The organism is Burkholderia seminalis (genome assembly GCF_001718535.1).
Classification (GTDB): domain Bacteria; phylum Pseudomonadota; class Gammaproteobacteria; order Burkholderiales; family Burkholderiaceae; genus Burkholderia; species Burkholderia seminalis.
In genome coordinates this window covers 478361-504365 of record NZ_CP013399.1, presented here as the reverse complement: position 1 = coordinate 504365, position 26005 = coordinate 478361, and the positions used below count along the sequence as shown (strand labels likewise).

Sequence of the window (26005 nt, the reverse complement as noted above, 5' to 3'; positions counted from 1 at the left end):
CCCCATCCCGTGGCCGGTTTTGTCACTATGTGGGCCGGATATGACAATGAGAATCGGCGACGGCGGCATTACGATGGGTCGTCACGTCGCCCGGGTCTGGCCGGTTCTGCCGTATCCGCCCGCCCGATCGCGCCTCATTCACCGCCTGATTGGAACATCGACCATGAGCTATAACGCCCCCGTCAAGGACATGCTGTTCGTGCTGAAGGAACTCGCGGGCATCGACGCCGTCGCGCAGTTGCCGGGCTTCGAGGATGCCGGTTACGACACGGCGCAGGCCGTGCTCGAGGAGTCCGCGAAGTTCTGCGGCGAGGTGCTGGCGCCGCTGAACGTCGAGGGCGACCGCCACCCGAGCAGCTGGAAGGACGGTGTGGTGAGCGCGACGCCCGGCTTCGGCGACGCGTTCCGCCAGTTCGTCGAAGGCGGCTGGCAGGGGCTGCAGCATCCGGCCGAGTACGATGGCCAGGGGCTGCCGAAGCTGATCGCGACGCCGTGCATCGAGATGCTGAACGCCGCGAACCTGTCGTTCGCGCTGTGTCCGTTGCTCACCGACGGCGCGATCGAGGCGCTGCTGACGGCCGGCACCGACGAGCAGAAGCAGCGCTACGTGCCGAAGCTGATCTCCGGCGAATGGACCGGCACGATGAACCTGACCGAGCCGCAGGCGGGCTCCGACCTCGCGCTGGTGCGCTCGCGCGCCGAGCCGCAGGGCGACGGCACGTACAAGGTGTTCGGCACGAAGATCTTCATCACGTGGGGCGAGCACGACATGGCGGACAACATCGTCCACCTGGTGCTGGCGCGCACGCCGAACGCGCCGGAAGGCGTGAAGGGCATCTCGCTGTTCATCGTGCCGAAGTTCATGGTCAACGCGGACGGGTCGCTGGGCGCGCGCAACGACGTGCACTGCGTGTCGATCGAGCACAAGCTCGGGATCAAGGCGAGCCCGACGGCGGTGCTGCAGTACGGCGATCACGGCGGGGCGATCGGTTACCTCGTGGGCGAGGAGAACCGCGGCCTCGAATACATGTTCATCATGATGAACGCGGCGCGCTTCGGCGTCGGGATGCAGGGGATCGGCGTGGCGGACCGCGCATACCAGAAGGCGGCGGCATTCGCGAAGGAGCGCGTGCAGAGCCGCCCGGTGGACGGCTCGGCCAGGCAGTCGGTGACGATCATCCATCACCCGGACGTGCGGCGGATGCTCGGCACGATGCGCGCGCTGACCGAAGGCACGCGGGCGCTGGCGTACGTGGCGGCGTCGCACAGCGACATGGCCCATCGCCATGCGGACGAGGCGACGCGAGCGCGTCATCAGGCGATCTACGAGTATCTGGTGCCGGTGGTGAAGGGCTGGAGCACGGAGATGGTGAACGACGTGGCGAGCCTGGGCGTGCAGGTGCACGGCGGGATGGGCTTCATCGAGGAGACGGGCGCGGCGCAGTACTACCGCGATGCGCGGATCCTGGCGATCTACGAAGGGACGACGGCGATCCAGGCGAACGACCTGGTGGGCCGCAAGACGATGCGCGACGGGGGCGCGGTGGCGAAGGGGCTGCTCGCGGAGATCGACGCCACGGTGGCGGCGCTGGGCAAGCTGGACGGTGCGGCGGCCGCGTCGATGAAGGTACAGCTGGAGAAAGGTGCCCGCGCGCTGGCATCGGCGGTGGATTACGTGGTGGCGAACGTGAAGCAGGACCCGAACGCGGTGTTCGCGGGGAGCGTGCCGTACCTGAAGCTGGCGGGCGTGGTGCTGTGCGGGTGGCAGATGGCGCGCGCGCTGGTGGCGGCGCAGGCGAACCGCGCGAGCGACCCGGCGTTCTTCGATGCGAAGATCGCGATCGCGCAATGTTATGCGGAGCATATTCTCGTGCAGGCCGGCGCGCTCGAGGCGTCGATCGTCGGCGCGAAGGGCAACGAGAGCGTGCTCGCGTTGACGGAAGACCAGTTCTGACCGGTTGACGGTCGGGACGCAGGAGGAGACAGGATTTTGACCACACAGGACTTGCTCGCGCAATACGGCCCGCGCGAATCGATGGAATACGACGTTGTGATCGTCGGCGGCGGCCCCGCCGGGCTGTCGGCGGCGATCCGGCTCAAGCAGCTGGCCGCCGAGAAAGGCACCGAGATCGGCGTGTGCGTGCTCGAGAAGGGTTCCGAGATCGGCGCGCACATCCTGTCGGGCGCGGTGATGGACCCGCGCGCGATCACCGAACTGTTCCCCGACTGGAAGGAGCGCGGCGCGCCGCTCGACGTCGAGGTGACGGAAGACCGCTTCCTGTTCCTGTCTGAGAGCAGCGCGGTCACCACGCCCAACTGGGCGCTGCCCGACAACTTCAAGAACCACGGCAACTACGTGATCTCGCTGGGCAACGTCACGCGCTGGCTGGGCCAGCAGGCCGAAGCGCTGGGCGTCGAGATCTTCCCCGGCTTCCCGGCCGCCGAGATCCTCTACAACGACGACGGTTCCGTGAAGGGCGTCGCCACCGGCAACATGGGCGTGGGCAAGGACGGCGAGCCGACCGAGAACTTCCAGCTCGGCATGGAGCTGCACGCGAAGTACACGCTGTTCGCCGAAGGCTGCCGCGGCCATCTGGGACGGCAACTGATCGCGAAGTACAAGCTCGACGCGAACGCGGATCCGCAGGCGTACGGGATCGGCATCAAGGAGCTGTGGGAAATCGATCCGGCCAAGCACAAGCCGGGCCTCGTGATCCACACGGCCGGCTGGCCGCTGAAGTCCGACACCTACGGCGGCTCGTTCCTGTATCACATGGACAACAACCAGGTCATGGTCGGCTTCGTGGTGGGCCTGGGCTACACGAACCCGTATCTGTCGCCGTTCGAGGAATTCCAGCGCTACAAGACGCATCCGTCGATCCGCGCGTTCCTCGAAGGCGGCAAGCGCGTGTCGTACGGCGCGCGCGCGATCACGGCCGGCGGCCTGCTGTCGCTGCCGAAGACGGTGTTCCCGGGCGGCGCGCTGATCGGCGACGACGCGGGCTTCCTGAACGCATCGCGGATCAAGGGCAGCCACGCGGCGATCAAGACCGGCATGCTGGCGGCGGACGCGGCGTTCGACGCGGTGCAGGCCGGCCGCCAGTCGGACGAGTTGAACGCGTACCCGGACGCGTTCAAGCAGTCGTGGCTGTACACGGAGCTGTACCGCGCGCGCAACTTCAAGCAGTGGATGGCCAAGGGCCTGTACCTGGGCACGCTGATGGTCGGGCTCGAGCAGAAGGTGATGGGCGGCAACGTGCCGTGGACGCTGCACCACAAGCATGCGGATCACGAGATGCTGAAGCCGGCGTCGCAGTGCGAGCCGATCGAATACCCGAAGCCGGACGGCAAGCTGACGTTCGACCGGCTGTCGTCGGTGTTCATCTCGAACACGAACCACGAGGAGAACCAGCCGGCGCACCTGACGCTGAAGGATGCGAGCGTGCCGGTGAACGTGAACCTGCGCACGTACGCGGGACCGGAGGGGCGTTTCTGCCCGGCGGCGGTGTACGAGTTCGTGAAGCACGACGACGGCAGCGATCGCCTCGTGATCAACGCGCAGAACTGCGTGCACTGCAAGACCTGCGACATCAAGGACCCGACGCAGAACATCGTGTGGGTCACGCCCGAAGGCGGCGGCGGGCCGAACTACCCGAACATGTAACGCAACGCATCCCCGCGCCCGCGGGCGCGAACGAACCGGAGTGAGACGATGAGCAATGCAGCGAAGGAAGTCGTGGTGGTGAGCGGTGTTCGTACCGCGATCGGTGATTTCGGCGGCAGCCTGAAGGATTTCTCGCCGACCGATCTCGGCGCGAAGGTGGTGGCCGAAGTGCTGTCGCGCGCGAACGTGTCGGGCGAAGCGGTCGGCCATGTCGTGTTCGGCCACGTCGTGAACACCGAGCCGAAGGACATGTATCTCGCGCGCGTCGCGGCGATCAACGGCGGGGTCGCGCAGCACGCGCCGGCACTGACCGTGAACCGTCTGTGCGGCTCCGGCCTGCAGGCGATCGTGTCGGCCGCGCAGACGATCATGCTGGGCGATGCCGATGTCGCGATCGGCGGCGGCTCGGAGAGCATGAGCCGCGCGCCGTACACGGTGCCGGCCGCGCGTTTCGGCCAGCGCATGGGCGACGGCAAGCTCGTCGACATGATGCTCGGCGCGCTGCACGATCCGTTCCAGACGATCCACATGGGCGTGACGGCCGAGAACGTCGCGAAGCAATACGACATCTCGCGCGACGCGCAGGATGCGCTGGCGCTCGAATCGCATCGTCGCGCGGCGCGCGCGATCGCGGAAGGGCGCTTCAAGGACCAGATCCTGCCGATCTCGATCCGTACGAAGAAGGGCGAGGTGGCGTTCGATACCGACGAGCACGTGCGTCACGACGCGAGCGCGGACGATTTCACGAAGCTCAAGCCGGTGTTCGCGAAGGAGAACGGCACCGTGACGGCCGGCAACGCATCGGGCATCAACGATGCAGCCGCGGCCGTGCTGATGATGAGCGCGGATGCCGCGCGCACGCAGGGCGTGAAGCCGCTGGCCCGCCTCGTCGCGTATGCGCACGCGGGCGTCGATCCGGCCTACATGGGCATCGGCCCGGTGCCGGCCACGCGCAAGGCGCTCGAACGCGCGGGCCTGAAGATCACCGATCTCGACGTGATCGAGGCGAACGAGGCGTTTGCCGCGCAGGCCTGCGCGGTCACGCAGGAACTCGGCCTCGATCCCGCGAAGGTCAACCCGAACGGCTCGGGCATCTCGCTCGGTCACCCGATCGGCGCGACCGGTGCGCTGATCACGGTGAAGGCGCTGTACGAACTGAAGCGCATCGGCGGGCGTTACGCGCTCGTGACGATGTGTATCGGCGGCGGCCAGGGTATTGCTGCGATCTTCGAGAACATCTGATAATCGAACCCTCAGCACCCGAACACACAGGAACTACATGGCCATCGAAATCGTCGGCGTCGTGGGCGCCGGAACCATGGGTAACGGCATTGCGCAGACCGCGGCCGTTGCGGGACTCAACGTCGTGATGATCGACGTCAGCGACGCCGCGCTCGACAAGGGCGTCGCGACGCTGAAGGGCAGCCTCGAACGGCTCGTGTCGAAGGACAAGCTCGACGCGGCCGCACGCGACGCGGCGCTGGCGCGCATCACGACGTCGACCGACTACGCGAAGCTCGCATCGGTCGACATCGTGATCGAAGCCGCGACCGAGAACGTCGAGCTGAAGGGCCGCATCCTGGCGCAGATCGAGGCCGTCGCGCGGCCCGATGCGATCATCGCGACCAACACGTCGTCGATCTCGATCACCGCGCTCGCGGCGCGCCTTGCCGATCCGTCACGTTTTCTCGGCATGCACTTCTTCAACCCGGTGCCGCTTATGCCGCTCGTCGAGATCATCCGCGGGCTGCAGACGAGCGACGCGACCGCGGTGGCCGTACGCGCGCTGACCGAGCGTTTCGACAAGTCGCCGATCGGCGTGCGCAACTCACCGGGCTTCGTCGTGAACCGCATTCTCGTGCCGATGATCAACGAAGCGTTCTTCGTGCTGGCCGAAGGTATCGCGTCGGCCGAGGAGATCGACGCGGGGATGAAGCTCGGCGCGAACCACCCGATCGGGCCGCTCGCGCTGGCCGACCTCGTGGGCCTCGACGTGTGCCTCGCGGTGATGGACGTGTTCCTGAAGGATTTCGGCGATCCCAAGTATCGCGCATGCCCGCTGCTGCGCGAAATGGTGTCGGCAGGGCGGCTCGGGCGCAAGACCGGGCGCGGGGTGTACGACTACAGCAAGTAAGCGGCACGTCATGCCACTTCGCGCGGCCGCCTTCGGGCGGCCGTGTGCATTGAGCGGCGCGGTTACGCGTCGAGCACCGCCAGATCGCGCGGCAGCGTGTGCTTGAACATCGTGAGGATCTGCCGCGCGGCCTTCGGCGGCAGCGTGATCGCGTGACGCACGGCCGCCGCGATCTGGATCATCATCAGCTCGGCGAACGCGCTCCGCTGTGCGTGTGTCGTGTCGCGCGCCACTTCTCCCAACGCGTCCGCGAGCAGGCCGGCCAGGAACTCGCCGTCCGCCCGGTCGAGCGCCTGCAGCGCGCGGTCGGCCTGCGTCGCGCGCCAGATGTCGCGCATCAGCGGCTCGTCGACGAACATCCGGTAGTAGCTGTCCGTGATGCGCGCGAGCGTGTCGTGCAGGTCGCCCAGCGTCTTCAGCGTCGCGAGGTCGCGCCGCACGCATTCATGCCCGGCCGCGTTGTAGCGCTCCGCGAGCGTGCCGATCACGGCCGCCTTGTCCGGAAAGTACTGATACAGCGAACCGAACGAGATGCCCGTGCGTTCGACGATGTCGCTCATCCGGAACGCGTCGCACCCCTTCTCGATCATCACTTCCGACGCGCACGCCAGGATGCGCTCGAACCGCTCGCGGCTGCGCTGCTGCGTCGGGACGAGCCGTGCACGCGCCGGTGCGTCCGCTGCCGCCGCTTCGGGCTCGGTGGTTTGCCCCGATTTTTGTCGGCCCATGCCGCCTCCGGAAAAACTTGACGTTGCTAATGCGAGAGTCTATCGTGTTTTTAAAACGCGAGAAATTCTCGCATTTTGGTCAAAGGAGACGCACATGTCGGCACTTCCCATCCTCGTCGTCGGCGGTTCGGGCAAGACGGGCGCCCGCGTCGATGCACGGCTGCGCGCGCGCGGCATCGCGACGCGGCCCGTATCGCGCACGTCGGCCGTCCGCTTCGACTGGACGGCGCCGGCGACCTGGCCGGCCGCGCTTGAGGGCGTGTCGGCTGCATATGTGACCTACCAGCCCGACCTGTCCGTTGAAGGCGCTGTGGAAGCGATCGCGGCCTTTGCGCGGCTCGCGCGGGAACGCGGCGTCGCGCGCGTCGTGCTGCTGTCCGGGCGCGGCGAGCCCGGCGCGCAAGCGACCGAGGCTGCATTGCAGGCATCTGGCATCGGCTGGGGTGTCGCGCGGGCAAGCTGGTTCAACCAGAACTTCTCGGAAGGTTATCTGCTCGACGGCGTGCTGGCCGGTGAAGTCGCGCTGCCGGCCGGCGCCGTGCGCGAGCCGTTCGTCGATGCGGACGACATCGCCGACGTGGTCGTGGCGGCGCTCACCGACGTGCGGTTCGCTGACCGCGTGATCGAAGTCACGGGCCCGCGCGCGCTGACGTTTGCCGAAGCCGTCGGCGAAATCGCGCGCGCCGCCGGCCGGCCGGTTACCTATCGCGAGATTTCACACGGCGCGTTCGTCGCCGAACTGCACGAGGTCGGGGTGCCGGAGCCGGTCGTCGCGTTGCTCGACGATCTGTTCCGCGTGGTGCTCGACGGGCGCAACAGCGCGGTGGCGCATGGCATCGAGGAGACGCTCGGGCGGCCGGCGCGCGATTTCGCCGACTACGCGCGGGCGACGGCCGCAACCGGCGTGTGGAGCGCCTGATCATGATCGCGTTCGTGACTGCCGCGTTGCTGTGGGGTTCGGCCATCGGCTGCGGGCTGATGGCCGGCGTGTACTTCGCGTTCTCGACGTTCGTGATGACGTCGCTCGGGCGGCTCGCGCCACAGGCCGGCGCGGCCGCGATGAACGCGATCAACGTGGACATCGTGCGCTCGCCGTTCATGCCGCTGTTCCTCGGCACGACGCTGATGGCGCTCGCACTCGTCGTGATCGCGCTGTTCGATCGCGGCCAGCCGGGCGCGATGGCGGCGGTCGCGGGTGGCGTGCTCTATGTATTCGGCATGTTCGCGGTGACGATGGTCGTCAACGTGCCGCTCAACGACGCGCTCGCCGCGGCCGATCCGGCGACCGCGCAAGGCGCGGCGCTCTGGACGCGCTACCTGCGCGACTGGACGATGTGGAATCACGTGCGCACGGTCGCGTCGGCGGTTGCGTGCGTGTGTTTCATCGCGGGGATTGCGGCGCGGTAGCGGCAGAGTGCGGGCGAGGCGCCACGGCCGATGCAACGGGGACCGTATCGCCGTCAATCGTCAGGATATTGAAGCATCGTGCTCCGGCCGCATTGGCGAAACACCCGATTTGAACGGAATACGCTTTCCCCGGATGATATGTGGACAAACATCGGGCACGCGACCGACCGCGTGTCGGGGATGTACCGGGGAGGTGCCGTGAACGGAATCGTCAGACCATTCGCGCGAATTGCCGCGCCGACCTCGGCCGCTCGCTAGGCGAAGGGAGGAGACATGCGGCCGGGTTCGCAATTACGATTCGATCCACGGCGTCGTGTGATGCTCGGCCGTTTGTCCGCGCTAGCCGCGCTGCCGTGGCTCGATGGCCCGGCAGTGCAGGCGGCGCTTCGCGATGCGCCGCGTGCGGCACTCGTGATCGGCAATGCCGCGTATCCGCGCGCGGCGCTCGACAATCCCGTCAACGATGCAACCGCGATCGCCGACGTGCTGGGCAGACTCGGTTTTTCGATCGATCGCCGGCTCGATGCAGGGCGCCAGTCGATGGTCGACGCGATCGGCGAATTCTGCGCGAAGGTCACGCGTACGCAATCCGTTGCGCTGTTTTATTTCGCCGGGCACGGGATACAGATCGACTGGCGTAACTACTTGCTGCCCATCGATGTCCGGCTCGCGCGCGCGGACGACGTGATGCGGCAGTCCGTCGATGTCGCGACGCTGCTCGACGGCCTCGGCAAGGCCGACACGCCGACAAGTGTCGTGATTCTCGATGCGTGCCGCGATAATCCGTTCGGTGCGGCGGGCAAGACGGGATCGGGATTGAGCCAGATGGACGCGCCGACACGCACGCTGCTCGCGTATGCAACCGCACCCGGCAATGTCGCGTCGGACGGCGATGGCCGAAACGGTCTCTACACCGAGAACCTGCTCAAGGAAATCGTGCGCCCGGGCGTGCAGATCGAGGACGTGTTCAAGCGCGTGCGGCTGTCCGTGCGGCAGCGCTCGCAGGGGCGGCAGATTCCGTGGGAGAGCACGTCGCTCGAAGACGACTTCTTTTTCGTGCCGCCGGCCGACGCACATGTGCCGACGCAGGCGGAGCGCGACGCGGCGTTCGGCAAGGATCGCGATGACTGGCAGGCGGCGCAGCAGTCCGGCACCGCGCAAGCGATCTTCGCGTACCTGAAAGCGCATCCGAACGGACATTTCAGCGAAATCGCCCAGATCGAACTGGATCGTCTGCTGGCAGAGAGCGGCGAGCAACGGATCAGGGTTCAGACCTCATCCGCGAATCCGTACAGCCAGGGCAGTGCGGAAGCCGGCAGGATCGCGCTTGGCGACCGTTACGTTTACCGGTTCGTCGATCGTCTTCATCAGGACGAGCGGGTGTTCGTGCATCGCGTAACGCGTATCGTCGGCGACCGGATCGAATTCAACGGCGGCAAATTCGTGACCGATCTGCTCGGCAATCCGCGCCGAGAGGCCGACGGCGGCGTGCTTGGCGACAACCAGCTGTTCGCGAGCGAGTACTCGATCGGCAAGGAATGGATCACGCGCTTCGACTACACGTTTCCGAATGGCAAGGTGGACGTCGTCGAACTGACATGCAGGGTGGTCGCGCGCGAGACGATCGACGTGCCGGCCGGTCGCTTCGACGCGTTTCGGGTCGAGGCGAACGGCTGGCGGCTGTATGTGCCGTCGCGGCGCGCCCGGACGTACTGGGTCGCCCCGGGCAAGGTGCCGCGCTTCGTCGCGATCGATACCGTGAACTACGACCGGCACGGCGTCATGTCCGCAAGCGAGCGCCGCGAACTGATGTCGTTCACGAAAACGTGACACACGTATCCGGCTGCCGGGGAGTACGATCATGTGCCGTCGCCTCCGCTTCTCCATCGCGTGCGTTCTGCTTGCGGCCGCCGCGCGGCCCGTGTCCGCGCAGACCGGTCATGCCACGGGGCTCGTCGACGACCCGCCCGCCGTGCTCGCGGCCGTGCCGCGCCAGCCTGCTTATCGCGCGTACCTGCCGCCGCGCTCGGATTTCACACGCTATTTCCCGCTCGTGCGCTCGCAGGGCGAGCAGGGTTCCTGTACGGCCTGGGCGACCGGCTACAACGCGCTTAGTGCCGCCTTCAACCTGCAGCTCGAACGGCAGGGCGCGGCGGGCGGTGAGCGGCGCCGCGTTGCCTTCAGCCCGGCCTACCTGTTCAATCTGCTGCATCGCGGCCGCTGCGAGGGCGGCACGTCGGTCACGGCCGCCCTCGATGCGATTCACGACAACGGCCTCGTCACGTTCGACGGCTTGCCGTACGACCCGAAGACGTGTTCGGCGCTGCCCGACGACCTGCGCATGCGCGACGCGCGCAACAATCGCCTGCTTACCTACAGCCTGATCGACAAGGATGACCGCGACGTCCTCGAGAAGATTCGCGGCGCGGTCTTCGCGCGCAAGCCGGTTGTGATCGGGATCTATTCGGGCGACATCACGAGCGCGCTGCAGCGATACCGCGGCGGGGTTTTCCGCGACGTGCTGCCGAAGGAGAATGCGCACGCGATGGTCATCGCCGGCTATGACGACGCGAGCCAGACCTTCACTGTCGTCAACTCATGGGGCGAGCACTGGGGCGAACAGGGGCTGCTGCGCATCGACTACCAAACGCTGCTCACGAACTTGTCGAACGGCCCGTTCGTCATCGATGAAATCGACCCGGACGGGATTCGGCGGTTGCTGACCGCCGCGCATGTCGAACCGGAGCCGCCGCCGGTGCCGCCGGTGATTCGACAGAACGTGTCGCCTGATGCGCTGCGCGATGCGATCCGGCGCCGCGTGGACAAACTGCAGTGCGCGCGCGTTGACGCCGGTGTGGCGGCTGACCGAAGCGTGGCGCTAACGGGCTTCGTCGGCTCTCAGGGCGATCTCGACGCATTGCTGAAGGCCGTTGCTGCGATGCCGGATTCAGGGCGCGTCGACAATCGCGTGACCGTGCATCCGTGGCCGCAATGCGAGGTCTACCTGAGTTTCGACCAGGGGCTGCGCCATGCGGGCGGGCTCGACGTGAAAGCGGTCGGACACCCGGCCGAGCGCTATCGGGAAGGCGATTCGCTCGCGCTGCAGGTGACGAGTCCAGGCTATCCGAGCTACTTGTATGTCGCGTACCTGCAGGCGAGCGGCGAAGTCGTCTATCTGAGCTGGCCGGAAGGCGCGTCGCCGCGCCCTGTTCCACCGCGCAGCCGACTCGTGTTCGGCGGTGGCAGGAACGGTCAGCCCGTGTATCGCGTCGCGAAACCTTTTGGCGACGAGATCGTCGTCGTGATCGCGTCGCGCCGGCGGCTCGTCGTGGGCACACTGCCCGACAAGGAGGTCGATCGCGAATTCCTGACGAAATTCCGGATGCCGCTGCTCGACCCCGATCCGGCGGCCTCCGCGCACGACGCAGTGGCGGTTGCCGTGTTGCCTTTGAAGACGGTGGCGAAGGAGTGAACGCATGAAGACGATGCTTGCCGCGCGCATCGCGGCCTGCCTGTGGTGCGCTGGCGGATTTGCCGCGTTGCCTGTCCATGCCGGCGATGTAGCCGACATGCGGCCGTCTGCCGACGAAATCGTGCGTCAGCTTGCGCCGCATGGCGCGAGCCGCAGCTTGCGCGGCATCGTCGTCGAACGGGCACCGGTGCGCACGCAGGATAATACGCCGGGCCCGCCGTCCGTGAACCTCGCGATCCAGTTCGATTTCTCGTCGGCCCGTTTCACGCCGGGCAGCCGGGTGCTGCTCGACAACCTCGGTCATGCGCTGAGCGACGACGCGCTCGCGCACGCCCGGTTCCGGATCGTTGGGCACACCGACGCGTCTGGCAACCCGAGCACGAATCTCTCTCTGTCGAGGCGGCGCGCGCAGGCCGTTGCGGACTACCTCGTGTCGACCTTCGGGATCGACGGCACGCGGCTCGCAGTCGAGGGTGTGGGCAGTGCGCGCCCGAAAGACCCGGCGCATCCGCGTGCGGCCGTGAACCGGCGGGTCGAAGTCGTGAATCTCGACGGCGGCCAGTGAGTCGGGCCGGGGCGACCCGCGCTACGCATAGAACGCCGACGGCGACACGCCGAAGTGCCGCTTGAACATCGCGGAGAACGCGCTCTGGCTGCTGTAGCCGTGATCCATCGCGACGGTGACCACCTTCTCGCCGTGCGCCAGACGCTTGAGCGCGAGCAGCAGCCGCGCCTGCTCGCGCCAGCGGCGGAAGCTGAGCCCCGTCTCGCGCCGGAACGCGCGATGCAGCGTGCGCACCGACAGCCCGAGCAGGTCGGCCCATTCGGCGATCGTGCGCAGGTCGTCGGGCGCGGCGACGAGTGTGTCGCAGATCGTCCGCAGGCGCGCGTCGTGCGGCCATGGCAGGTACAGCGGCAGCAGCGGTGCGACGGTCACCTCGGCCAGCAGCAGGTGCATCAGGTGATCGTGGCGCGAACCCGGCGCATAGTCGAGCGGTACCTCGACCGCGGCGAGGATCAGCTCGCGCAGCAGCGGATGCACTTCCACGACGCAACTGCGCGCGGGCAGGTGCTCGACCGCACCCGGTTCGACGAACACGGTGCGCATCTGCACGTCGCCGCTCATCTGCACCGTATGGTCGAGGCCGGCTTCGAGCCACACGCCGCGCGTCGGCGGCACGACCCACGACGCACCCTCAGACTGCACGTGCATCACCCCTTCGATCGCGTAGAGAAGCTGCGCGCGGCGGTGCCGGTGCGCCGGGATCGACGTGCCGTGCGTATAGGCCGCCGCCATCGCGGACACCGGCATCGGCGTCGATTCGTAGCGCAGGTGCGCGAAGGGCTGGGTGGACTCGAATGTCCGATTGGCGATAAGTCCTGACATTTTGGCGTGAGACAGGCAGTTGGGCGGACGGGCACGATGGCGTTCCGATTCACGCCAGATTCCCTGTCAGGATATTAATCCGTCGAACGCGATGAACAAGTCACCTTTTCTGTTTCCCTTCTGCGCGATCGCGCTGTGGGCCGGCAACGTCGTGGTGTCGAAGCTGTCGGCGTCGACGATCGACCCGTCGGCCATCACGTTCTACCGGCTGCTGTTGGCGGTCGTGCTGATGAGCGTCTTCACGCTCGCCCCCGCATGGCGCAATCGCGCGGTACTCGTCGCGCACCTGCCGAAGCTCGCGGCGCTCGGCTTTCTCGCGATGGCGCTGTTCCAGAGCCTGTCTTACGAGGCCGCGAAGACGACCAGCGCGACCAACATGGCGATCATCACCGCGCTCGTGCCGCTGATGACGATGGTGCTCAGCTCGCTGCTGCTCGGCGATCCGCCGGGCGCGGGCATGATCGGCGGCGGGGGGCTGTCGCTCGCGGGTGTCGTCTACCTGATCGCCGAAGGGCACCCGACGGCGATCGCCGCCCGCGGCGTGCACATGGGCGACCTGCTGATGCTGGCCGCGTCGGCCGCGTACGCGCTGTACGGCGTGTTGCTCAAGCGCTGGCGCATCGGCGCGCTGCCGGCATGGCAGTCGACCTACGTGCAGGCGCTGGCCGCGCTCGTGTTCATGCTGCCGATGCTGCTGCGGTTGCCCGCGCAGGCCGCCTGGCCGACGCGCGCGAGCGTGCCGCTGATCCTGTACGCCGGCGTGCTGGCGTCGGTGGTGCTGCCGTATCTGTGGATGCAGGGCGTGCGGCTGCTCGGCCCGAGCCGCTGCGCGATGTTCATGAACCTGCTGCCGGTGATGACGGCCGCCGGCGCGATCGTGTTGCTCGGCGAATCGCTGCGGCTGTATCACCTGGTCGGCGGCGGTGTCGCGCTCGTCGGCGTGGCGATCGCGCAGCGGTTTCCGTTCCATGCCAGGGCGTCGCAAGAGGTCCGCCAATGAGCGCCGGATTCGACATGCGGGACCTGATTGCCGCGCTGCCGGACGGACCTGCGCCGGTTGCCGACCCGTCGCTTGCGCGCCAGCTCGAACGCATCGCGACCGCGCTCGAAGCAATGGCGCACACCGGGCGGCCGGCCGACGTCGATTTCGAGGCGGCCGTCGCGTTTCGCTGGCGCGGCTTCGGCGGCGGCCCTCGAACGGCGCCGCTCGAGCCGATCGCCACGCCCGCGCTCGTCGGGTTCGACGCGCTGCGCAACATCGGCCGGCAGGCGGCGATCGTCGAACGGAACACGCGGCAATTCGTGCGCGGGTTCGCGGCCAATCACGTGCTGCTGACCGGCGCGCGCGGCACCGGCAAGTCGTCGATCGTGAAGGCGTGCCTGCACGCGTTCGCGGTGCACGGGTTGCGGCTGATCGAGGTCAGCAAGGAAGGGTTGAGCGACCTGCCTGCGATCGTCGAGCTCGTACGCGCGCGGCCCGAGCGCTACATCGTGTTTTGCGACGACCTGTCGTTCGAGGCCGGCGAGACCGGCTACAAGGGGCTGAAGACGGTGCTCGACGGCTCGGTCGCGAGCGACCTGTCGAACGTGCTGGTGTATGCGACCTCCAATCGCCGCCACCTGATGCCCGAGCAGGCGAGCGACAACGCGAACGTGACGCGCGCGGAGAACGGCGAACTGCATCCGGGCGACGCGGTCGAGGAGCGGATTTCGCTGTCGGAGCGCTTCGGGATCTGGGTCACGTTTTATGGCTTTACGCAGGACGAATACCTGGCCGTCGTCGAGAGCCGCCTCGGCGCGGCCGGCTTCGACGACGAAGCAATCCGCGCGGCGCGCGAGCCCGCGCTGCAGTGGGCGCTGGAACGCGGTGCGCGCTCGGGCCGCATCGCCGTGCAGTTCGCACGCGATTACGCGGGGCGGCTTGCGGACGAACGCGGCGCCGAAGAGGGCGGGCCGATTCGGCGGACGGGTTGAACGGGGCGCAACGTCGCGCGTGACGACGCCCGTCGGCCCGATGCGGCCGTGCGCCGTTGGCGTCGTCAGTACCCCGACCCGCCGCCTGCCTGATCGGTGACGATCGCGACGCCCGAGCTCGTGCCGAGCCGCGTCGCGCCGGCCTCGAGCATCGCGAGTGCGGCCGCGCGATCGCGCACGCCGCCCGAGGCCTTCACGCCGAGTGCCGGGCCGACCGTGCGGCGCATCAGCGCGACATCCGCGAGCGTCGCGCCGCCGTGGCCGAATCCGGTCGACGTCTTCACGAACGCGACGCCGAGATCGCGGCACATCTCGCACACGCGCACCTTCTCGTCGTCCGTCAGCAGCCCGGTTTCCAGGATCACCTTGAGCGGCACCGCGCCGCATGCGCGGTGGACGGCCGCGATGTCGGCCTTCACGTCGTCGGCGCGGCCGCTCTTCAGCGCGCCGATGTTGATCACCATGTCGATCTCGCCGGCGCCCGCGTCGATCGCGGCGGTGGCTTCGAATGCCTTCGCGGCCGACAGCCCCGCACCGAGCGGGAAGCCGACCACCGCGCAAACGAGTACGCCGGTATCGGCCAGCTCGCGTGCGGCGAGCGGCACGTTCGCCGAATTCACGCAGACCGAGTAAAAGCGATGCTCGGCCGCCTGGCGGCAGAGTTCGCGGATCTGCGCGTCGCGCGCGTCGGGCGCGAGCAGCGTGTGATCGATGGTGTGGGCGAGTTGGGCGTTGGAAAGCGGCATGTGTCAGGACTCCACGGTTCGTGTGCCGGAAGGGCACACGGAAAGTTGATGTTTTCACATCGGTTTGTTACAAATACGACATTCCGGCCGGGCCTGGGCGCCCGGCACGACACGCGACGGGTAGGCAGGATACTGGCATGGAAACGAAGAAGGGCGAACGGATCAAGACCTTGATGAACGTGCTGCAAGGGCAGAACGCGATTCATCTGAAGGAAGTCGCCGAGCTGTTCGGCGTCTCCGAGATGACGATCCGCCGCGATCTCGCGGACAACCCGCACGGCCTCAGCCTGATCGGCGGCTATGTGACGCGCCATTTCGCCGCGCAGCGCAGCGACATCGGCGAGTACCTGATCAGTGCCGAGAACAACCGGCAGACCGAGGAAAAGCGCCGCATCGGCAAGCTGGCCGCTCAGTTCGTGACGACCGGCGACACGATCTTCGTCGATTGTGGCTCGACCACGCCGTTCATCGTCGATTTCATCCCGGACGACCTCGAGTTCACGGCGGTCTGCAACTCGCTGAACGTATTCGCGAAGCTGCAGCAGAAGCCGCATTGCAACGTGATCCTGTGCGGCGGCGCGTATCACCGCCAGAACATGGTGTTCGAATCGGTCGCCGAAACAGGCATCCTCGACTCGGTGCGCGTGTCGAAGGCATTCATCTCGGCGGCCGGCGTCAGCGAGCGCTGCGGCGTCACGTGCTTCAACTTCCACGAGGTCGACGCGAAGAAGAAGGTGATGGCGCGCGCACAGAACCGCTTCCTGCTCGTCGACCACACGAAGTTCGACGAAGTGCGCGCGGCCTATTTCGCCGAGCTGACCGATTTCAACTACGTGATCTCCGACGGGCAACTGAGCCACCGCTACGAAACGGCGATCCGCGAACACGGCATCGCGCTCGTGACCTGATGACCCGCGGCCATGCGTCGCGCGTTGCATCGCATCAGGCATCACGTGCTTCCGCCGCGCTCAGGTAGCCGGTGAGCACGTCGAAGCGGCGCGTCGCGCCCGGCGCGAGCGCCGCGACATGGCCCTTGCGGCGCTCCGCTTCATATCCCTCCGGCTCGCAGGTCGACGGCAGCGCAAACGCGACGACCTGCTGGTCCGCGTTGTGCAGGATCCAGCGCGTCGCATGCGGGAATTGCCCGGGGCGGTACGCGGTGTGGAATGCGCCGCCATCCGGATGCGCGAGCCGGAAATGCGCGATGCCATCGGCGTCCGTTTCCGCACCGTTCATGAAGAACACGATCTCGGGGTCGTACAGCGCCGGCGTATCGAGCGTCGTCAGCCGCTCGGGTTCGCGCGCGAGCGTGGCCGTGTAGTCGCGCCACGCGGCGGTCGGCTTCACGTGTGCCGGCACGCTGTCGCGCAGCCGCAACCCGCCGCGCGACAGCGATTGCACGAAGCGGCCGCCCGGCACGTACGCGTAGTTCAGGTGGGCCATGTACATCAGGTCCATCGGCGTGCCGCCGAGATTCGTCACGCCCATCGCGATCGTCATCCGCGCCTCGTGCTCCGCGAGCCGTACCGACGGACGCGCGACATAGTGGCTGCCGAAGCCCTGCACGTACTCGTATTCGCCGGTCACTTCGACGCTCGCGCCGCGCGCATCCGTGCCGACGACGAGGCTCGCACGGTCCATCGGCGCGCACGGCATCTCGCCGTGCAGCGCATGTGTGTCGTCCGGCCCCGGGCAGCCGTTGCGCAGCAGCCCACTGTGGAACATGAAGCAGCCGTAGGTATCGATGATCGATGCTGCGCGCTTCGGCTGCCGGAACATGTGTTTCATCGTCAGGTCGCGGCCGTCGAATTCGGCGGCCCAGATCATCTGGCCGAGATACGGCAGCACGACGAGATGGCCGCGGCGGTTTTCGAGCTTCAGCGCCTCGACGCCCGACGGATACGCGAACGCGGTGACGGTGAGGCCGTCGGTGCGGTACAGCGTGCGTGGCGTTTCGCGGAAGTCGTCGCGCCGCAGTTCGATTTCGCCGCGCATGGTCACGCTCCCGACGTGTTGCGCGATGCGGCGTAGCGCGCGGGCGCACGGCCGTCGGCGGCTGCGTCGGGCGTCGCGGCCGGCAGGTGACGCAGGCAGTGGAAGCCGTAGTAGACGATCACGACGAAGCATGCGAGCGGCACGACGAACGCGAGCTGCATGTTGCCGCCGGTGTGATCGGAGATCAGCCCCTGGATCAGCGGCACGACCGCGCCGCCGACGATGCTCATCACGAGGATCGAGCCGCCGTATTCGGTGTCCTTGCCGAGGCCGTCGATCGTCAGGCCGTAGATCGTCGGCCAGCACGGGCCGAGGAACACGCTCACGCACACGGCCGCATAGACGGCCGTGATGTTGTGCACGCTGATCGTATACGCGAGCAGCGCGATGCACAGGATGCCGTAGACGATCAGCACCTTGGCCGGGCCGACGCGCTTCATCACGAGTGTCGCGACCAGCTTGCCGACGAAGAACGCGAAGAACGTCGCGAGCAGGTAGCGCGACGCGCCGCGCTCGGTGAGGCCGCCGATCTGCATCGCGAGCCGGATCGTGAAGCTCCACACGCCGACCTGCGCGCCGACATAGAGGAATTGCGCGACCACGCCCGCGACGAAGCGCCGGTTGCCGAACAGGCGTGCGAGCGTGCCGCGCGCGTCGATCCGGTGCGTGACCGCGCCGGGACCGTTGCCCTTGCAGGCCGGGTAGGGCGTGAGCGCGAATACGATGAATACCGCGACGAGCACGACGATCAGCCACTTGTACGGCTCGAGTGTCGCCTGGATCATCGCGAGCTGGTGTACGTGTGCGTCGGCGGCCGACATCGCCGCGAGCTGCGCATGCGACGCGTCGCCTTCCTTGAAGATCAGGAAGCTGCCCATGTAGACGCCGGCCATCGCGCCGAACGGATAAAACGTCTGCGAGATGTTCAGCCGCCGCGTGCTGGTGTCGCGCGGGCCCATCAGCGTCGAATACGAGTTCGACGCCGTCTCGAGGAACGACAGGCCCGCGGCGATCACGAACAGCGCGACGAGGAACATCCCGTATTTCGCCATCGACGCGGCCGGGAAGAACAGCAGGCAGCCGGTCGTGTAGAGCAGCAGGCCGACGAGGATCGTCGTCTTGTAGCTGAACTTCTTCACGACGGTCGCGGCCGGAATCGCGAGGAAGAAGTAGCCGAGATAGAACGCGGACTGCACGAATGCCGATTCGAAATCGGACAGGAAGAACGATTTCTTGAACTGCGCGATCAGCACGTCGTTCAGGTTCGCGGCGGTGCCCCACAGCGCGAACAGGCAGCACAGCAGCGTGAACGCGAAGAGCGGCGTGCGGTTCAGGTAGTAGCCGTCGGGTGTGTGTTCGATCCTGGCTCGGCTCATGGGTGTCTCCTTCCCAATGTCTCGTCGATGAAGGCGCCGTTCAGAGGCCGGCGTCGTGGAGGAAGCGTTCGAACGTCGCGGCGTCGGCGTACGACTTCTGCGTGCCGAGGCCCGTGACCGAATGCGCGGCGTACGCGGATGCGTAGCGCATCGCGTCGACGGCATCGCGCGACCTGGCGTAGCAGCGCGCGAAGCAGCCGATATACGCATCGCCCGCGCCCGTCGTGTCGCGTGCGTCGACCGGGACGCCCGGCACGTGCCGGGCGCCGTCGCGCGAGACGAGCAGCGAGCCTTGGTCGCCGAGCGTGACGAGCACGTGCTTCAGCCCGCGTGCGACCAGCGCTTCGGCGGCGCGAGTGGCGCTTTCGCGCGAATCGACCGGCATGCCCGACACGATCGCGAGCTCGGTTTCGTTCGGCACGAAGAATTCGACGGAGCGGATCCGTTCGAAATCGAGGTCGGCCACCGCCGGCGCGGGATTCAGCAGCACGGGGATGCCGTGCCGTGCGCCGAATTCGATCGCGTGATAGACGGTGTCGAGCTCGATCTCGAGCTGCAGCACGATCAGCGCGCATTCGGCGAGCGCCGGCGCGGCCGCGTCGATGTCGGCCGGCCGCAGGTGGCGGTTCGCGCCCTTGACGATCAGGATGCTGTTGCTCGAATCGGGTTCGACGAAGATCGGCGCGACGCCGCTCGGCACGCCGGCGACCTTGCGCACGTGCGTGGTGTCGATTCCCTCGCGCTCGAAGTTGCGGATCGTGTTGTCGGCGAACACGTCGTCGCCGACCTTCGTGACCATCACGACACGCGCGCCGAGGCGCGCGGCCGCGACGGCCTGGTTCGCGCCCTTGCCGCCGCAGCCGAGCTCGAAGTTCGGCGCCTCGAGCGTTTCGCCCCGGCCGGGCATGCGTGTGACGTAGGTCACGAGGTCGACCATGTTGCTGCCGATGACGGCGATTGTCTCCATCTGCGTCTCTTCCTTTGATATGAGGTGCGCCGCGAGCATGGGGCGGCGACTGTAGTGTGTGATAATAAAATCACATTAAATGTGAAAATGCAATCTTATGATGTAAATAGGGTCACTTGGATCGGGCGTTCCGCGGGGGCTCGCGCGTACCGAGGTTGTCGACATGCAAAAGACGCGAACAGGACGCTGGACGTCATCCACCGTCTGCGGGTACCGATCATCACGACGGGCCTGGGCGATACCCGGACCCTGGTTTCGCGCTATTTCGCGCTTCGCCGGAAGGCCTCGACGAGTCGACGCCGCACGCCCATTACGGCGTGCCGGGGACCGACGTGCGCGTCACGGCGCCGCACGCGACATCGAAGCCGCATCCGTTGATGCCTCATACCCGTCAATTTGCCGCGCGATGCGCACGCGGTGCCGGCGGATCCGGCGTCCTGACGGCGTTCCGTTCCGGCGATATGGAGGCGCGGCGACGGAGATCATGAAGCGACACACCCGATGTCCGCTGTCCGCCAGCAGCATGTCAGCATGTTTGCTGCGGAATCAGCAGCATTGAAATTGCGGTGAGGGGATTTCAATGCCGGGCGGTGCTTGTGCGGTATGGCACGGTTTCTGCATCGGGTGATGCTTTCGACGCCATTTCCAATCTGCCGGAGCCGACATGACCGCTTCAAATCATCTGAAATCCGTCCATCATTCCGATGCCCAGCTGTCGCGGGGCACGGATTACGAGCGCCTGGCGGAGCGCTTCCGCCCGGTTTTCGCGCGTATCGCAGACGGGGCGCTCGAACGTGAACGTTCCCGCACGTTGCCGTATGACCCGATCGAATGGCTCAGGGAGAGTGGGTTCGGCGCGGTTCGCGTACCGGTCGAGCATGGCGGCGCGGGCGCGTCGTTGCCGCAATTGATACAGCTTCTCATCGAACTGGCCGCCGCCGATTCGAACCTGCCGCAGGCGTTGCGAGGCCACTTCGCTTTCGTCGAGGATCGGCTGAATTCCGCGCCGGATGTGGCGCGTGACGAATGGTTCCGGCGCTTTGTCGCCGGAGAACTCGTCGGCAACGCGTGGACCGAGGTTGGCAGCGTCGCGATAGGCGATGTGATTACCCGTGTGCGGCGCGACGGGGATGGCTGGATCCTCGACGGAGAGAAATACTATTCGACCGGAAGCATCTTCGCGGACTGGATCGACGTATTCGCGCGCGATGAAGACGGCCGAGACGTGATCGCGGCCGTCCGGACGAACCAACCCGGCGTGCAACGCAGCGACGACTGGGACGGCTTCGGTCAGCGCACGACCGGTAGCGGCACGACCCGCTTCGACGCGGCGCGAGTCGATGCGCAGAACGTGTTCGACTTCGCGACGCGCTTCAAGTATCAGACGGCGTTCTACCAGCTCGTGCTGCTCGCGGTGCTCGCGGGCACCGGGCGCGCCGCGCTGCGTGACATCGCGCGCGAGGTGAGTTCGCGCAAGCGCATCTTCAGCCACGGCAACGCCCCGTCGTTCGCGCAGGATCCGCAGATCCAGCAGGTGGTGGGAGAGGTGGCTGCGCGCGTATTCGCGGCCGAGGCCACGGCGGTGCGCGCGAGCGAGGCGTCGCAGCGTGCGTACGAGGCACGTTTTGGCGGCGACGAGCAAGCCGAGCACCGTGCGAATGTCGACGCGGAACTGGATTCGGCGCGTGCTCAGATCGTGGTGTCGGACCTCGTGCTGCGCGCGACGACCGATCTGTTCAACGCGCTTGGCGCATCGGGCTCGAGTGCCGCGAAGGGCCTCGATCGCCACTGGCGCAACGCGCGCACGGCGGCCTCGCACAATCCGCTGGTGTTCAAGGCCCGCATCGTCGGCGATCGGGAAATCAACGGTACCGAGCCGCCGTATGTCTGGGCCATCGGCAGCGGGCCGGGTGCGCAAGGCACTTCCACGGTTGCCGCCTGAACGCGTGCGAGGAGCGGACTAGGTGTATCCCGCTCCCTTTACTTCTTCAAGCAGGACTTGCCGAATTGAAAAGGATTGCTGCGTAACGTGTACATGTTCGGCATCGCTGCTTTTCGGTATGCGTGAGCGACGACTGCGAGCGATTCATGTATTCCGATGCTTTCGCGCATGAGCCGGCGACGCAATGCATGTCATGCACGGCATCGCTTCGGCGCGTGCTACTTCAAGGCGTTGATTTCCTTTGCCCGGATCAGGCGTGCACGCAATACGTTGCGGCTGATGCCGAGCAGCTTCGCTGCCTGGATCTGATTGCGGTGGCTGAATTCGAAGGCCACGCGCATCACGGTATCCTCGATATGCTCGAACAGATTGTCGTGTTCCGCGTCGAACAGGCAGCGTAGCGCCTGCTCGAACGTTTCCTGAGGATCGAGGTGTGGCGTCGACTCGTGACGTCGGGCGAACGTCGTGTCGCCATACCGGATCTGGAGATCGGAATCCTGGAGCAGATCATGGCGGCTGACCAGCAGTGCGTGGTGGATCACGTTCTCCAGTTCGCGGATATTGCCGGGCCAGTGATGCGCAAGCAGCTTCTGTTCGGCTCGTCTGTCGATATCCGCGGGGCCGTAGCCAAGACGACCGCGATAGTCTTCGATGAAGTATCGCGCGAGCGGAAGGACGTCGCCCGGGCGTTCGCGTAGTGCGGGGATCGCGAGCTGGACGACGTTGAGCCTGTAGAACAGATCGCCGCGGAAGTGACCTGCCGCGACGGCATCGTCGAGATGCACGTTGGTGGCCGCGACCACGCGCACATTGATCGGAATACTGTGACGCGCCCCGAGCCGGACGATTTCGCGCTCCTGCAGCACGCGCAGGAGCTTGACCTGCATCGACAGCGGGAGATCGCCGATCTCGTCGAGGAACAACGTGCCGCCGTTGGCCGCCTCGAACCATCCGGGCTTGGCGCTGAACGCGCCCGTGAACGCCCCCTTCTCGTGGCCGAACAGTTCGCTCTCCACCAGCGTTTCCGAAAACGCGCCGCAGTTGACCGCGACGAACGGCTGATTCTTGCGATGGCTCAGATTGTGTACGTGGCGGGCAATCAGTTCTTTCCCGGTTCCGGTTTCACCGATGATGAGCACGCTTGCGTCGCTGGGCGCGATCATGCGTATCTGGTTGAGCAACGCGAGTGAGCGTGGATCGACGAAGACCTGCGCGCGTGCACGGATCGAGGTGGTGAGCGCGTGCCGGTCCGGCAAGGTCAGCACGTCCGGGTCGGCAGTGTCATCCGGGTCGCCCGGTTGGGCGGGAGGGAGCGGGCGGTTCATGAGTAGAAGGTCGGTTGGGGGTAGGTTCGTTTGAGTGCCCACTCGCCGAGTTCCCGCAGTTTGTAGGCCAACGGATCGTGCAGCGAGTGGGTGCGCAGGTTGCGCCAGTGTCTGTCCAGACCCAGTGCGCCGTGGGTGGCGCGTGCGCCCGCGACGTCGAACATGCGGGTACAAACGTCCAGCCCGGTCCGTATCGCCGAGACTTTTGCGCTCGCGACCGCAATCGCGACTTCTCCGCGCTCATCGTCGCTGAGTGCCGCGCCGAGTGCCCATGCATCGTCGAGTCGGGCGGCGGCGCGGTCGGCCAGAACGCGGACGGCCTCGAGGCCAGCCCAGAACTCTCCATACTGGCCGAGGATATAGGGGTCGTCGTCGGTTCTTTCCGCACGGGACGAGGGCCAGGGTCGGGCCTCGTGCAAGGTGTAGTGTCGTGCGTCGTTGAAAGCGCCCTCGCTGATGCCCAGGTAGACGTTCGTGAGGACGAGCTGCGCGATCAACGGGCGAAGGCAGGCGAACGGTGTGGAGAGCGGTCCGGGATCAGAGAGGATTTCGTGATGCTCGACGCGCACCCGTTCGAAGGTCACGGTGCCGCTGTCGGTTTGGCGCTGACCGATATTGTTCCAGTCCTCGGAGATGGAAATGCCGCTGCGGTGCGTCGGGACAGCCGCGATGAGCAGCGCGTTGGTGTCGACGTCCCGAGCGGAAGCGATCAGCATTTCGGAATCGAGTGCGCCGGAGCAGAAGCTTTTCTGACCACTGAACTCGAGCCAGCCGTTGCCCGGAGAACTGATCGTGCGCTCGTCGAGCGGATTGAGCGCGTTGCCCCAGAACCAGTCGTGGGCGGCCGTCTGCTGGAACCATGGCTCCCATTGCTCGGCGGCGCCGAACAGACGGACGGTGGCAAGCAGCAGATGATGAAAACCAAACAGGTGGGCAAGCGAGCCGTCGGCACGCGCGAGCGTACGCACGACGTCCAGCGTGGTCAGCCAGTTCGCACCGAGTCCGCCATAGGCGGCTGGAATACTGAGTCGCAACAGGCCGCTGGCGCGTAGCGCATCGCGCTCGGCCTTTGGCGTGCCGCCCGCACGATCTCGCTCGGCGGCGGTCTGCCCGAATCGGGCAGCCAGTTCTTCGGCGATGACGCGTACTGCCGAGGTATCGGAGGGCGTGCCGCGAAGCCCGATCGTATCCGGATAGGTCGAGAGTGTTGCCATGTGAAAGGTAGGAGTGAAGTGCGGCGTAGTGTTCCGGTGTGAGGGATTCTCTTTGCGTCGATGCTTCCTGGAAAGCAACGAATTTTCATATCCAAATCAGAAGCTTGATTTTCAGGCAGCGGGAAGGGGCGCGGTTGCTTGGTGGTCAGCATCCTGCTGACGGAATGCTGACTGATGAGCACGCGCGGCGATCGGCTCGTCAGAGCGGGCAACGCCACGAATGAGTTTCTCCCGACGGGTGACGGCGCGGTGCCGGCCATACGCGCATCGATCGTCATCAGCTTGGCACTGCTTGGATTGCAACCGTCGTCGGTCGTGTGCAAGCCCGTTACGGGGCACGAGCGGCGCCTGCTGGTTCTGATGCTTTTGAGTCCATTCGCCCATGGCATGGAACATGCGTGAGCGTCTGCTCGAACAATGTCGATCAGAAGGTGTTTCGCTCATGAAGCATATCGGTGCGGAGACAGTCGAAATGGCCGCGTGGCAGCCCGTGGTGGAGTCCGTCGTGCAGGAGCTGGCACGTACGGCGATAGCGCGCGACCGGGCGGGTGGAACGGCGTTGCACGAGCGTCGAGTACTTCGCGATAGCGGCTTGCTTGCGCTGAGCGTGCCTCGCGCATTCGGGGGGCACGGAGCGACCTGGTCCGACACGCTGGCCGTCGTACGGCGTCTCGCTCGGGTGGACAGCTCGCTCGCGCATCTCTTCGCCTTTCACCATCTGCATCTCGCGACAGTGCGCTTGTTCGGGCGCCCGCAGCAGTGGGAGCCCTGGCTGGAGCGGACCGTTTCGCAACGCTGGTTCTGGGGGAACGCGCTCAATCCGCTCGACAAGGGTACGCGCGCGGAATCGGATGGGGCGGACGGATGGGTTTTCGTCGGGCGCAAGAGCTTCTGCTCCGGCGCGGCCGATTCGGATCGCCTGCTGGCGTCGGCTTTCGATGCGCAGGGACGTTTGCTGATTGGAGTGGTGCCGACTGCGCGCGAAGGGATCGCGATCCTCGACGATTGGGACAACATGGGGCAGCGTCAGACGGATAGCGGGACGGTGCTGTTCGAACAGGTGAAGGTGGCCGGCGACGAGATCCTAGCCGATCCGGGGCCTTTGTCTTCGCCGTTTGCATGCTTGCGGCCGCTGTTGGCCCAGTTGATTCTGGCGCATATCTATCTTGGTATCGGCGAAGGCGCGATAGGCGCCGCGCGGGATTTTACGCGGGAGAGTACGCGATCGTGGGTCGCGTCTCCGGCATCGCATCCGACGGAGGATCTGTATGTGCAGGGTCACTACGGTCGGTTCTGGCTTGCCATCGAGGGGGCAAGCGCATTGGTCGAGCGCGCCGCGGGCGCGTTCGATGTGGCCTGGCGGCGCGAGGCGGCGCTGACGGAACGCGAACGGGGCGAGGTGGCGATAGCCGTCGCGGCGGCGAAGGTTTCGTCTGCGCAGGCTGGTCTCGATATCACGCAGCGCATGTTCGAAGTGACCGGCGCGCGGGCAACGACGGCCGCGCTGCGGTTCGATCGGTTCTGGCGGAACCTGCGTGTTCATACCCTGCACGATCCGATCGACTACAAGATTCGCGAGTTGGGGGACTGGGCCCTCAACGAGCGTTTTCCGACGCCTTCTTTTTACTCCTGATGCTGCTCGTGACGCGGCCCGGAAGCAGGGATGCTGCGGGT

At 66.5% G+C, this 26005-nt stretch carries 23 protein-coding genes; 15 read left to right on the top strand and 8 right to left on the bottom strand.

What is annotated here, in order from left to right:
• The first annotated feature begins 163 nt into the window (after positions 1 to 163).
• The 4 genes from WJ12_RS18120 (at position 164) to WJ12_RS18105 (ending at position 5798) form a co-directional block, all read left to right on the top strand.
• Positions 164 to 1954, top strand: a complete 1791-nt coding sequence (locus tag WJ12_RS18120) for an acyl-CoA dehydrogenase (protein WP_069245761.1) — start codon at positions 164 to 166, stop codon at positions 1952 to 1954.
• 81 nt (positions 1955 to 2035) lie between these two features.
• A complete protein-coding gene (locus WJ12_RS18115) occupies positions 2036 to 3664 on the top strand; it encodes an electron transfer flavoprotein-ubiquinone oxidoreductase (protein ID WP_418219561.1) in 1629 nt (542 codons plus the stop codon).
• A 48-nt stretch (positions 3665 to 3712) separates the two neighbouring features.
• Entirely contained in the window at positions 3713 to 4906 is a 1194-nt protein-coding gene (gene bktB / locus WJ12_RS18110; RefSeq protein ID WP_059557418.1) for a beta-ketothiolase BktB, read from the top strand.
• Between the two features lie 37 nt (positions 4907 to 4943).
• The gene (locus tag WJ12_RS18105; RefSeq protein WP_059557416.1) at positions 4944 to 5798 is read left to right on the top strand and encodes a 3-hydroxybutyryl-CoA dehydrogenase; all 855 of its coding nucleotides are present in this window, start codon (positions 4944 to 4946) and stop codon (positions 5796 to 5798) included.
• Positions 5799 to 5860: 62 nt separating this feature from the next.
• Here WJ12_RS18105 and WJ12_RS18100 read toward each other — a convergent pair whose 3' ends face one another.
• Positions 5861 to 6526 carry a TetR/AcrR family transcriptional regulator gene (locus WJ12_RS18100; RefSeq protein ID WP_059557415.1) on the bottom strand — a complete coding sequence of 222 codons (666 nt, stop codon included), beginning with the start codon at positions 6524 to 6526 and terminating at the stop codon, positions 5861 to 5863.
• A gap of 94 nt (positions 6527 to 6620) precedes the next feature.
• Here WJ12_RS18100 and WJ12_RS18095 point away from each other — a divergent pair, with 94 nt between their 5' ends.
• The 5 genes from WJ12_RS18095 to WJ12_RS18075 all read left to right on the top strand — a co-directional run bounded on the left by WJ12_RS18095 (position 6621) and on the right by WJ12_RS18075 (position 11970).
• Entirely contained in the window at positions 6621 to 7445 is an 825-nt protein-coding gene (locus tag WJ12_RS18095; protein ID WP_069245759.1) for a Rossmann-fold NAD(P)-binding domain-containing protein, read from the top strand.
• Positions 7446 to 7447: 2 nt separating this feature from the next.
• The gene (locus tag WJ12_RS18090; protein WP_059557420.1) at positions 7448 to 7933 is read left to right on the top strand and encodes an anthrone oxygenase family protein; all 486 of its coding nucleotides are present in this window, start codon (positions 7448 to 7450) and stop codon (positions 7931 to 7933) included.
• 273 nt (positions 7934 to 8206) lie between these two features.
• Entirely contained in the window at positions 8207 to 9763 is a 1557-nt protein-coding gene (locus WJ12_RS18085; RefSeq protein ID WP_082744677.1) for a caspase family protein, read from the top strand.
• Positions 9764 to 9794: 31 nt separating this feature from the next.
• Complete coding sequence (locus tag WJ12_RS18080; protein ID WP_049030028.1) at positions 9795 to 11405, top strand: C1 family peptidase; 1611 nt, start codon at positions 9795 to 9797, stop codon at positions 11403 to 11405.
• 4 nt (positions 11406 to 11409) lie between these two features.
• The gene (locus WJ12_RS18075) at positions 11410 to 11970 is read left to right on the top strand and encodes an OmpA family protein (protein ID WP_069245758.1); all 561 of its coding nucleotides are present in this window, start codon (positions 11410 to 11412) and stop codon (positions 11968 to 11970) included.
• Between the two features lie 21 nt (positions 11971 to 11991).
• Here the strand turns inward: WJ12_RS18075 and WJ12_RS18070 are convergent, their stop codons facing one another.
• Positions 11992 to 12792, bottom strand: coding sequence for an AraC family transcriptional regulator (locus tag WJ12_RS18070; RefSeq protein ID WP_059557410.1), 801 nt, complete (start codon positions 12790 to 12792; stop codon positions 11992 to 11994).
• A 91-nt stretch (positions 12793 to 12883) separates the two neighbouring features.
• On the opposite strand from WJ12_RS18070, the gene WJ12_RS18065 reads away from it, so the two are divergent.
• Positions 12884 to 13792 carry a DMT family transporter gene (locus WJ12_RS18065; RefSeq protein WP_059557408.1) on the top strand — a complete coding sequence of 303 codons (909 nt, stop codon included), beginning with the start codon at positions 12884 to 12886 and terminating at the stop codon, positions 13790 to 13792.
• Complete coding sequence (locus WJ12_RS18060; RefSeq protein ID WP_059557407.1) at positions 13789 to 14766, top strand: ATP-binding protein; 978 nt, start codon at positions 13789 to 13791, stop codon at positions 14764 to 14766. Before WJ12_RS18065 ends, WJ12_RS18060 begins: the two co-directional genes overlap by 4 nt.
• A 65-nt stretch (positions 14767 to 14831) precedes the next feature.
• Here WJ12_RS18060 and deoC read toward each other — a convergent pair whose 3' ends face one another.
• Positions 14832 to 15512 (bottom strand): deoxyribose-phosphate aldolase, encoded by a 681-nt coding sequence (deoC, locus tag WJ12_RS18055; protein ID WP_034191095.1) that lies wholly within the window; start codon positions 15510 to 15512, stop codon positions 14832 to 14834.
• Between the two features lie 137 nt (positions 15513 to 15649).
• On the opposite strand from deoC, the gene deoR reads away from it, so the two are divergent.
• A complete protein-coding gene (gene deoR / locus WJ12_RS18050; protein WP_034191096.1) occupies positions 15650 to 16420 on the top strand; it encodes a DNA-binding transcriptional repressor DeoR in 771 nt (256 codons plus the stop codon).
• Positions 16421 to 16454: 34 nt separating this feature from the next.
• Here deoR and WJ12_RS18045 read toward each other — a convergent pair whose 3' ends face one another.
• Genes WJ12_RS18045 through rbsK form a run of 3 tightly spaced genes read right to left on the bottom strand, consistent with a single transcriptional unit; the run spans position 16455 to position 19850 of the window.
• The gene (locus WJ12_RS18045; protein ID WP_059557405.1) at positions 16455 to 17507 is read right to left on the bottom strand and encodes an aldose 1-epimerase family protein; all 1053 of its coding nucleotides are present in this window, start codon (positions 17505 to 17507) and stop codon (positions 16455 to 16457) included.
• Between the two features lie 2 nt (positions 17508 to 17509).
• Positions 17510 to 18883: an L-fucose:H+ symporter permease gene (gene fucP, locus WJ12_RS18040; RefSeq protein WP_034191098.1), complete on the bottom strand. Its 1374-nt coding sequence runs from the start codon at positions 18881 to 18883 to the stop codon at positions 17510 to 17512.
• A 40-nt stretch (positions 18884 to 18923) separates the two neighbouring features.
• On the bottom strand, positions 18924 to 19850 hold the full coding sequence (rbsK, locus tag WJ12_RS18035; RefSeq protein WP_059557403.1) for a ribokinase: 927 nt from the start codon (positions 19848 to 19850) through the stop codon (positions 18924 to 18926).
• 664 nt (positions 19851 to 20514) lie between these two features.
• Here rbsK and WJ12_RS18030 point away from each other — a divergent pair.
• Complete coding sequence (locus WJ12_RS18030) at positions 20515 to 21792, top strand: acyl-CoA dehydrogenase family protein (protein ID WP_049034843.1); 1278 nt, start codon at positions 20515 to 20517, stop codon at positions 21790 to 21792.
• 218 nt (positions 21793 to 22010) lie between these two features.
• On the opposite strand, the gene WJ12_RS18025 is transcribed toward WJ12_RS18030, so the two are convergent.
• Both WJ12_RS18025 and WJ12_RS18020 read right to left on the bottom strand, forming a co-directional pair.
• On the bottom strand, positions 22011 to 23117 hold the full coding sequence (locus tag WJ12_RS18025) for a sigma-54 interaction domain-containing protein (protein WP_059557401.1): 1107 nt from the start codon (positions 23115 to 23117) through the stop codon (positions 22011 to 22013).
• On the bottom strand, positions 23114 to 24331 hold the full coding sequence (locus WJ12_RS18020) for an acyl-CoA dehydrogenase family protein (protein ID WP_082744676.1): 1218 nt from the start codon (positions 24329 to 24331) through the stop codon (positions 23114 to 23116). The genes WJ12_RS18025 and WJ12_RS18020 overlap by 4 nt, the downstream gene beginning before the upstream one ends.
• A gap of 174 nt (positions 24332 to 24505) precedes the next feature.
• On the opposite strand from WJ12_RS18020, the gene WJ12_RS18015 reads away from it, so the two are divergent.
• Positions 24506 to 24733 (top strand): hypothetical protein, encoded by a 228-nt coding sequence (locus WJ12_RS18015; protein ID WP_059557400.1) that lies wholly within the window; start codon positions 24506 to 24508, stop codon positions 24731 to 24733.
• A gap of 40 nt (positions 24734 to 24773) precedes the next feature.
• The gene (locus tag WJ12_RS18010; protein WP_059557399.1) at positions 24774 to 25964 is read left to right on the top strand and encodes an acyl-CoA dehydrogenase family protein; all 1191 of its coding nucleotides are present in this window, start codon (positions 24774 to 24776) and stop codon (positions 25962 to 25964) included.
• The last annotated feature ends 41 nt before the right edge of the window (positions 25965 to 26005 follow it).

Excerpts from the sequence above, each read along its gene's own strand:
- WJ12_RS18120 (WP_069245761.1), top strand. The coding sequence starts at position 164 with ATGAGCTATAACGCCCCCGTCAAGGACATGCTGTTCGTGCTGAAGGAA.
- WJ12_RS18115 (WP_418219561.1), top strand. The coding sequence starts at position 2,036 with ATGGAATACGACGTTGTGATCGTCGGCGGCGGCCCCGCCGGGCTGTCG.
- bktB (WP_059557418.1), top strand. The coding sequence starts at position 3,713 with ATGAGCAATGCAGCGAAGGAAGTCGTGGTGGTGAGCGGTGTTCGTACC.
- WJ12_RS18105 (WP_059557416.1), top strand. The coding sequence starts at position 4,944 with ATGGCCATCGAAATCGTCGGCGTCGTGGGCGCCGGAACCATGGGTAAC.
- WJ12_RS18100 (WP_059557415.1), bottom strand. The coding sequence starts at position 6,526 with ATGGGCCGACAAAAATCGGGGCAAACCACCGAGCCCGAAGCGGCGGCA.
- WJ12_RS18095 (WP_069245759.1), top strand. The coding sequence starts at position 6,621 with ATGTCGGCACTTCCCATCCTCGTCGTCGGCGGTTCGGGCAAGACGGGC.
- WJ12_RS18090 (WP_059557420.1), top strand. The coding sequence starts at position 7,448 with ATGATCGCGTTCGTGACTGCCGCGTTGCTGTGGGGTTCGGCCATCGGC.
- WJ12_RS18085 (WP_082744677.1), top strand. The coding sequence starts at position 8,207 with ATGCGGCCGGGTTCGCAATTACGATTCGATCCACGGCGTCGTGTGATG.
- WJ12_RS18080 (WP_049030028.1), top strand. The coding sequence starts at position 9,795 with ATGTGCCGTCGCCTCCGCTTCTCCATCGCGTGCGTTCTGCTTGCGGCC.
- WJ12_RS18075 (WP_069245758.1), top strand. The coding sequence starts at position 11,410 with ATGAAGACGATGCTTGCCGCGCGCATCGCGGCCTGCCTGTGGTGCGCT.
- WJ12_RS18070 (WP_059557410.1), bottom strand. The coding sequence starts at position 12,792 with ATGTCAGGACTTATCGCCAATCGGACATTCGAGTCCACCCAGCCCTTC.
- WJ12_RS18065 (WP_059557408.1), top strand. The coding sequence starts at position 12,884 with ATGAACAAGTCACCTTTTCTGTTTCCCTTCTGCGCGATCGCGCTGTGG.
- WJ12_RS18060 (WP_059557407.1), top strand. The coding sequence starts at position 13,789 with ATGAGCGCCGGATTCGACATGCGGGACCTGATTGCCGCGCTGCCGGAC.
- deoC (WP_034191095.1), bottom strand. The coding sequence starts at position 15,512 with ATGCCGCTTTCCAACGCCCAACTCGCCCACACCATCGATCACACGCTG.
- deoR (WP_034191096.1), top strand. The coding sequence starts at position 15,650 with ATGGAAACGAAGAAGGGCGAACGGATCAAGACCTTGATGAACGTGCTG.
- WJ12_RS18045 (WP_059557405.1), bottom strand. The coding sequence starts at position 17,507 with ATGCGCGGCGAAATCGAACTGCGGCGCGACGACTTCCGCGAAACGCCA.
- fucP (WP_034191098.1), bottom strand. The coding sequence starts at position 18,883 with ATGAGCCGAGCCAGGATCGAACACACACCCGACGGCTACTACCTGAAC.
- rbsK (WP_059557403.1), bottom strand. The coding sequence starts at position 19,850 with ATGGAGACAATCGCCGTCATCGGCAGCAACATGGTCGACCTCGTGACC.
- WJ12_RS18030 (WP_049034843.1), top strand. The coding sequence starts at position 20,515 with ATGACCGCTTCAAATCATCTGAAATCCGTCCATCATTCCGATGCCCAG.
- WJ12_RS18025 (WP_059557401.1), bottom strand. The coding sequence starts at position 23,117 with ATGAACCGCCCGCTCCCTCCCGCCCAACCGGGCGACCCGGATGACACT.
- WJ12_RS18020 (WP_082744676.1), bottom strand. The coding sequence starts at position 24,331 with ATGGCAACACTCTCGACCTATCCGGATACGATCGGGCTTCGCGGCACG.
- WJ12_RS18015 (WP_059557400.1), top strand. The coding sequence starts at position 24,506 with ATGAGCACGCGCGGCGATCGGCTCGTCAGAGCGGGCAACGCCACGAAT.
- WJ12_RS18010 (WP_059557399.1), top strand. The coding sequence starts at position 24,774 with ATGAAGCATATCGGTGCGGAGACAGTCGAAATGGCCGCGTGGCAGCCC.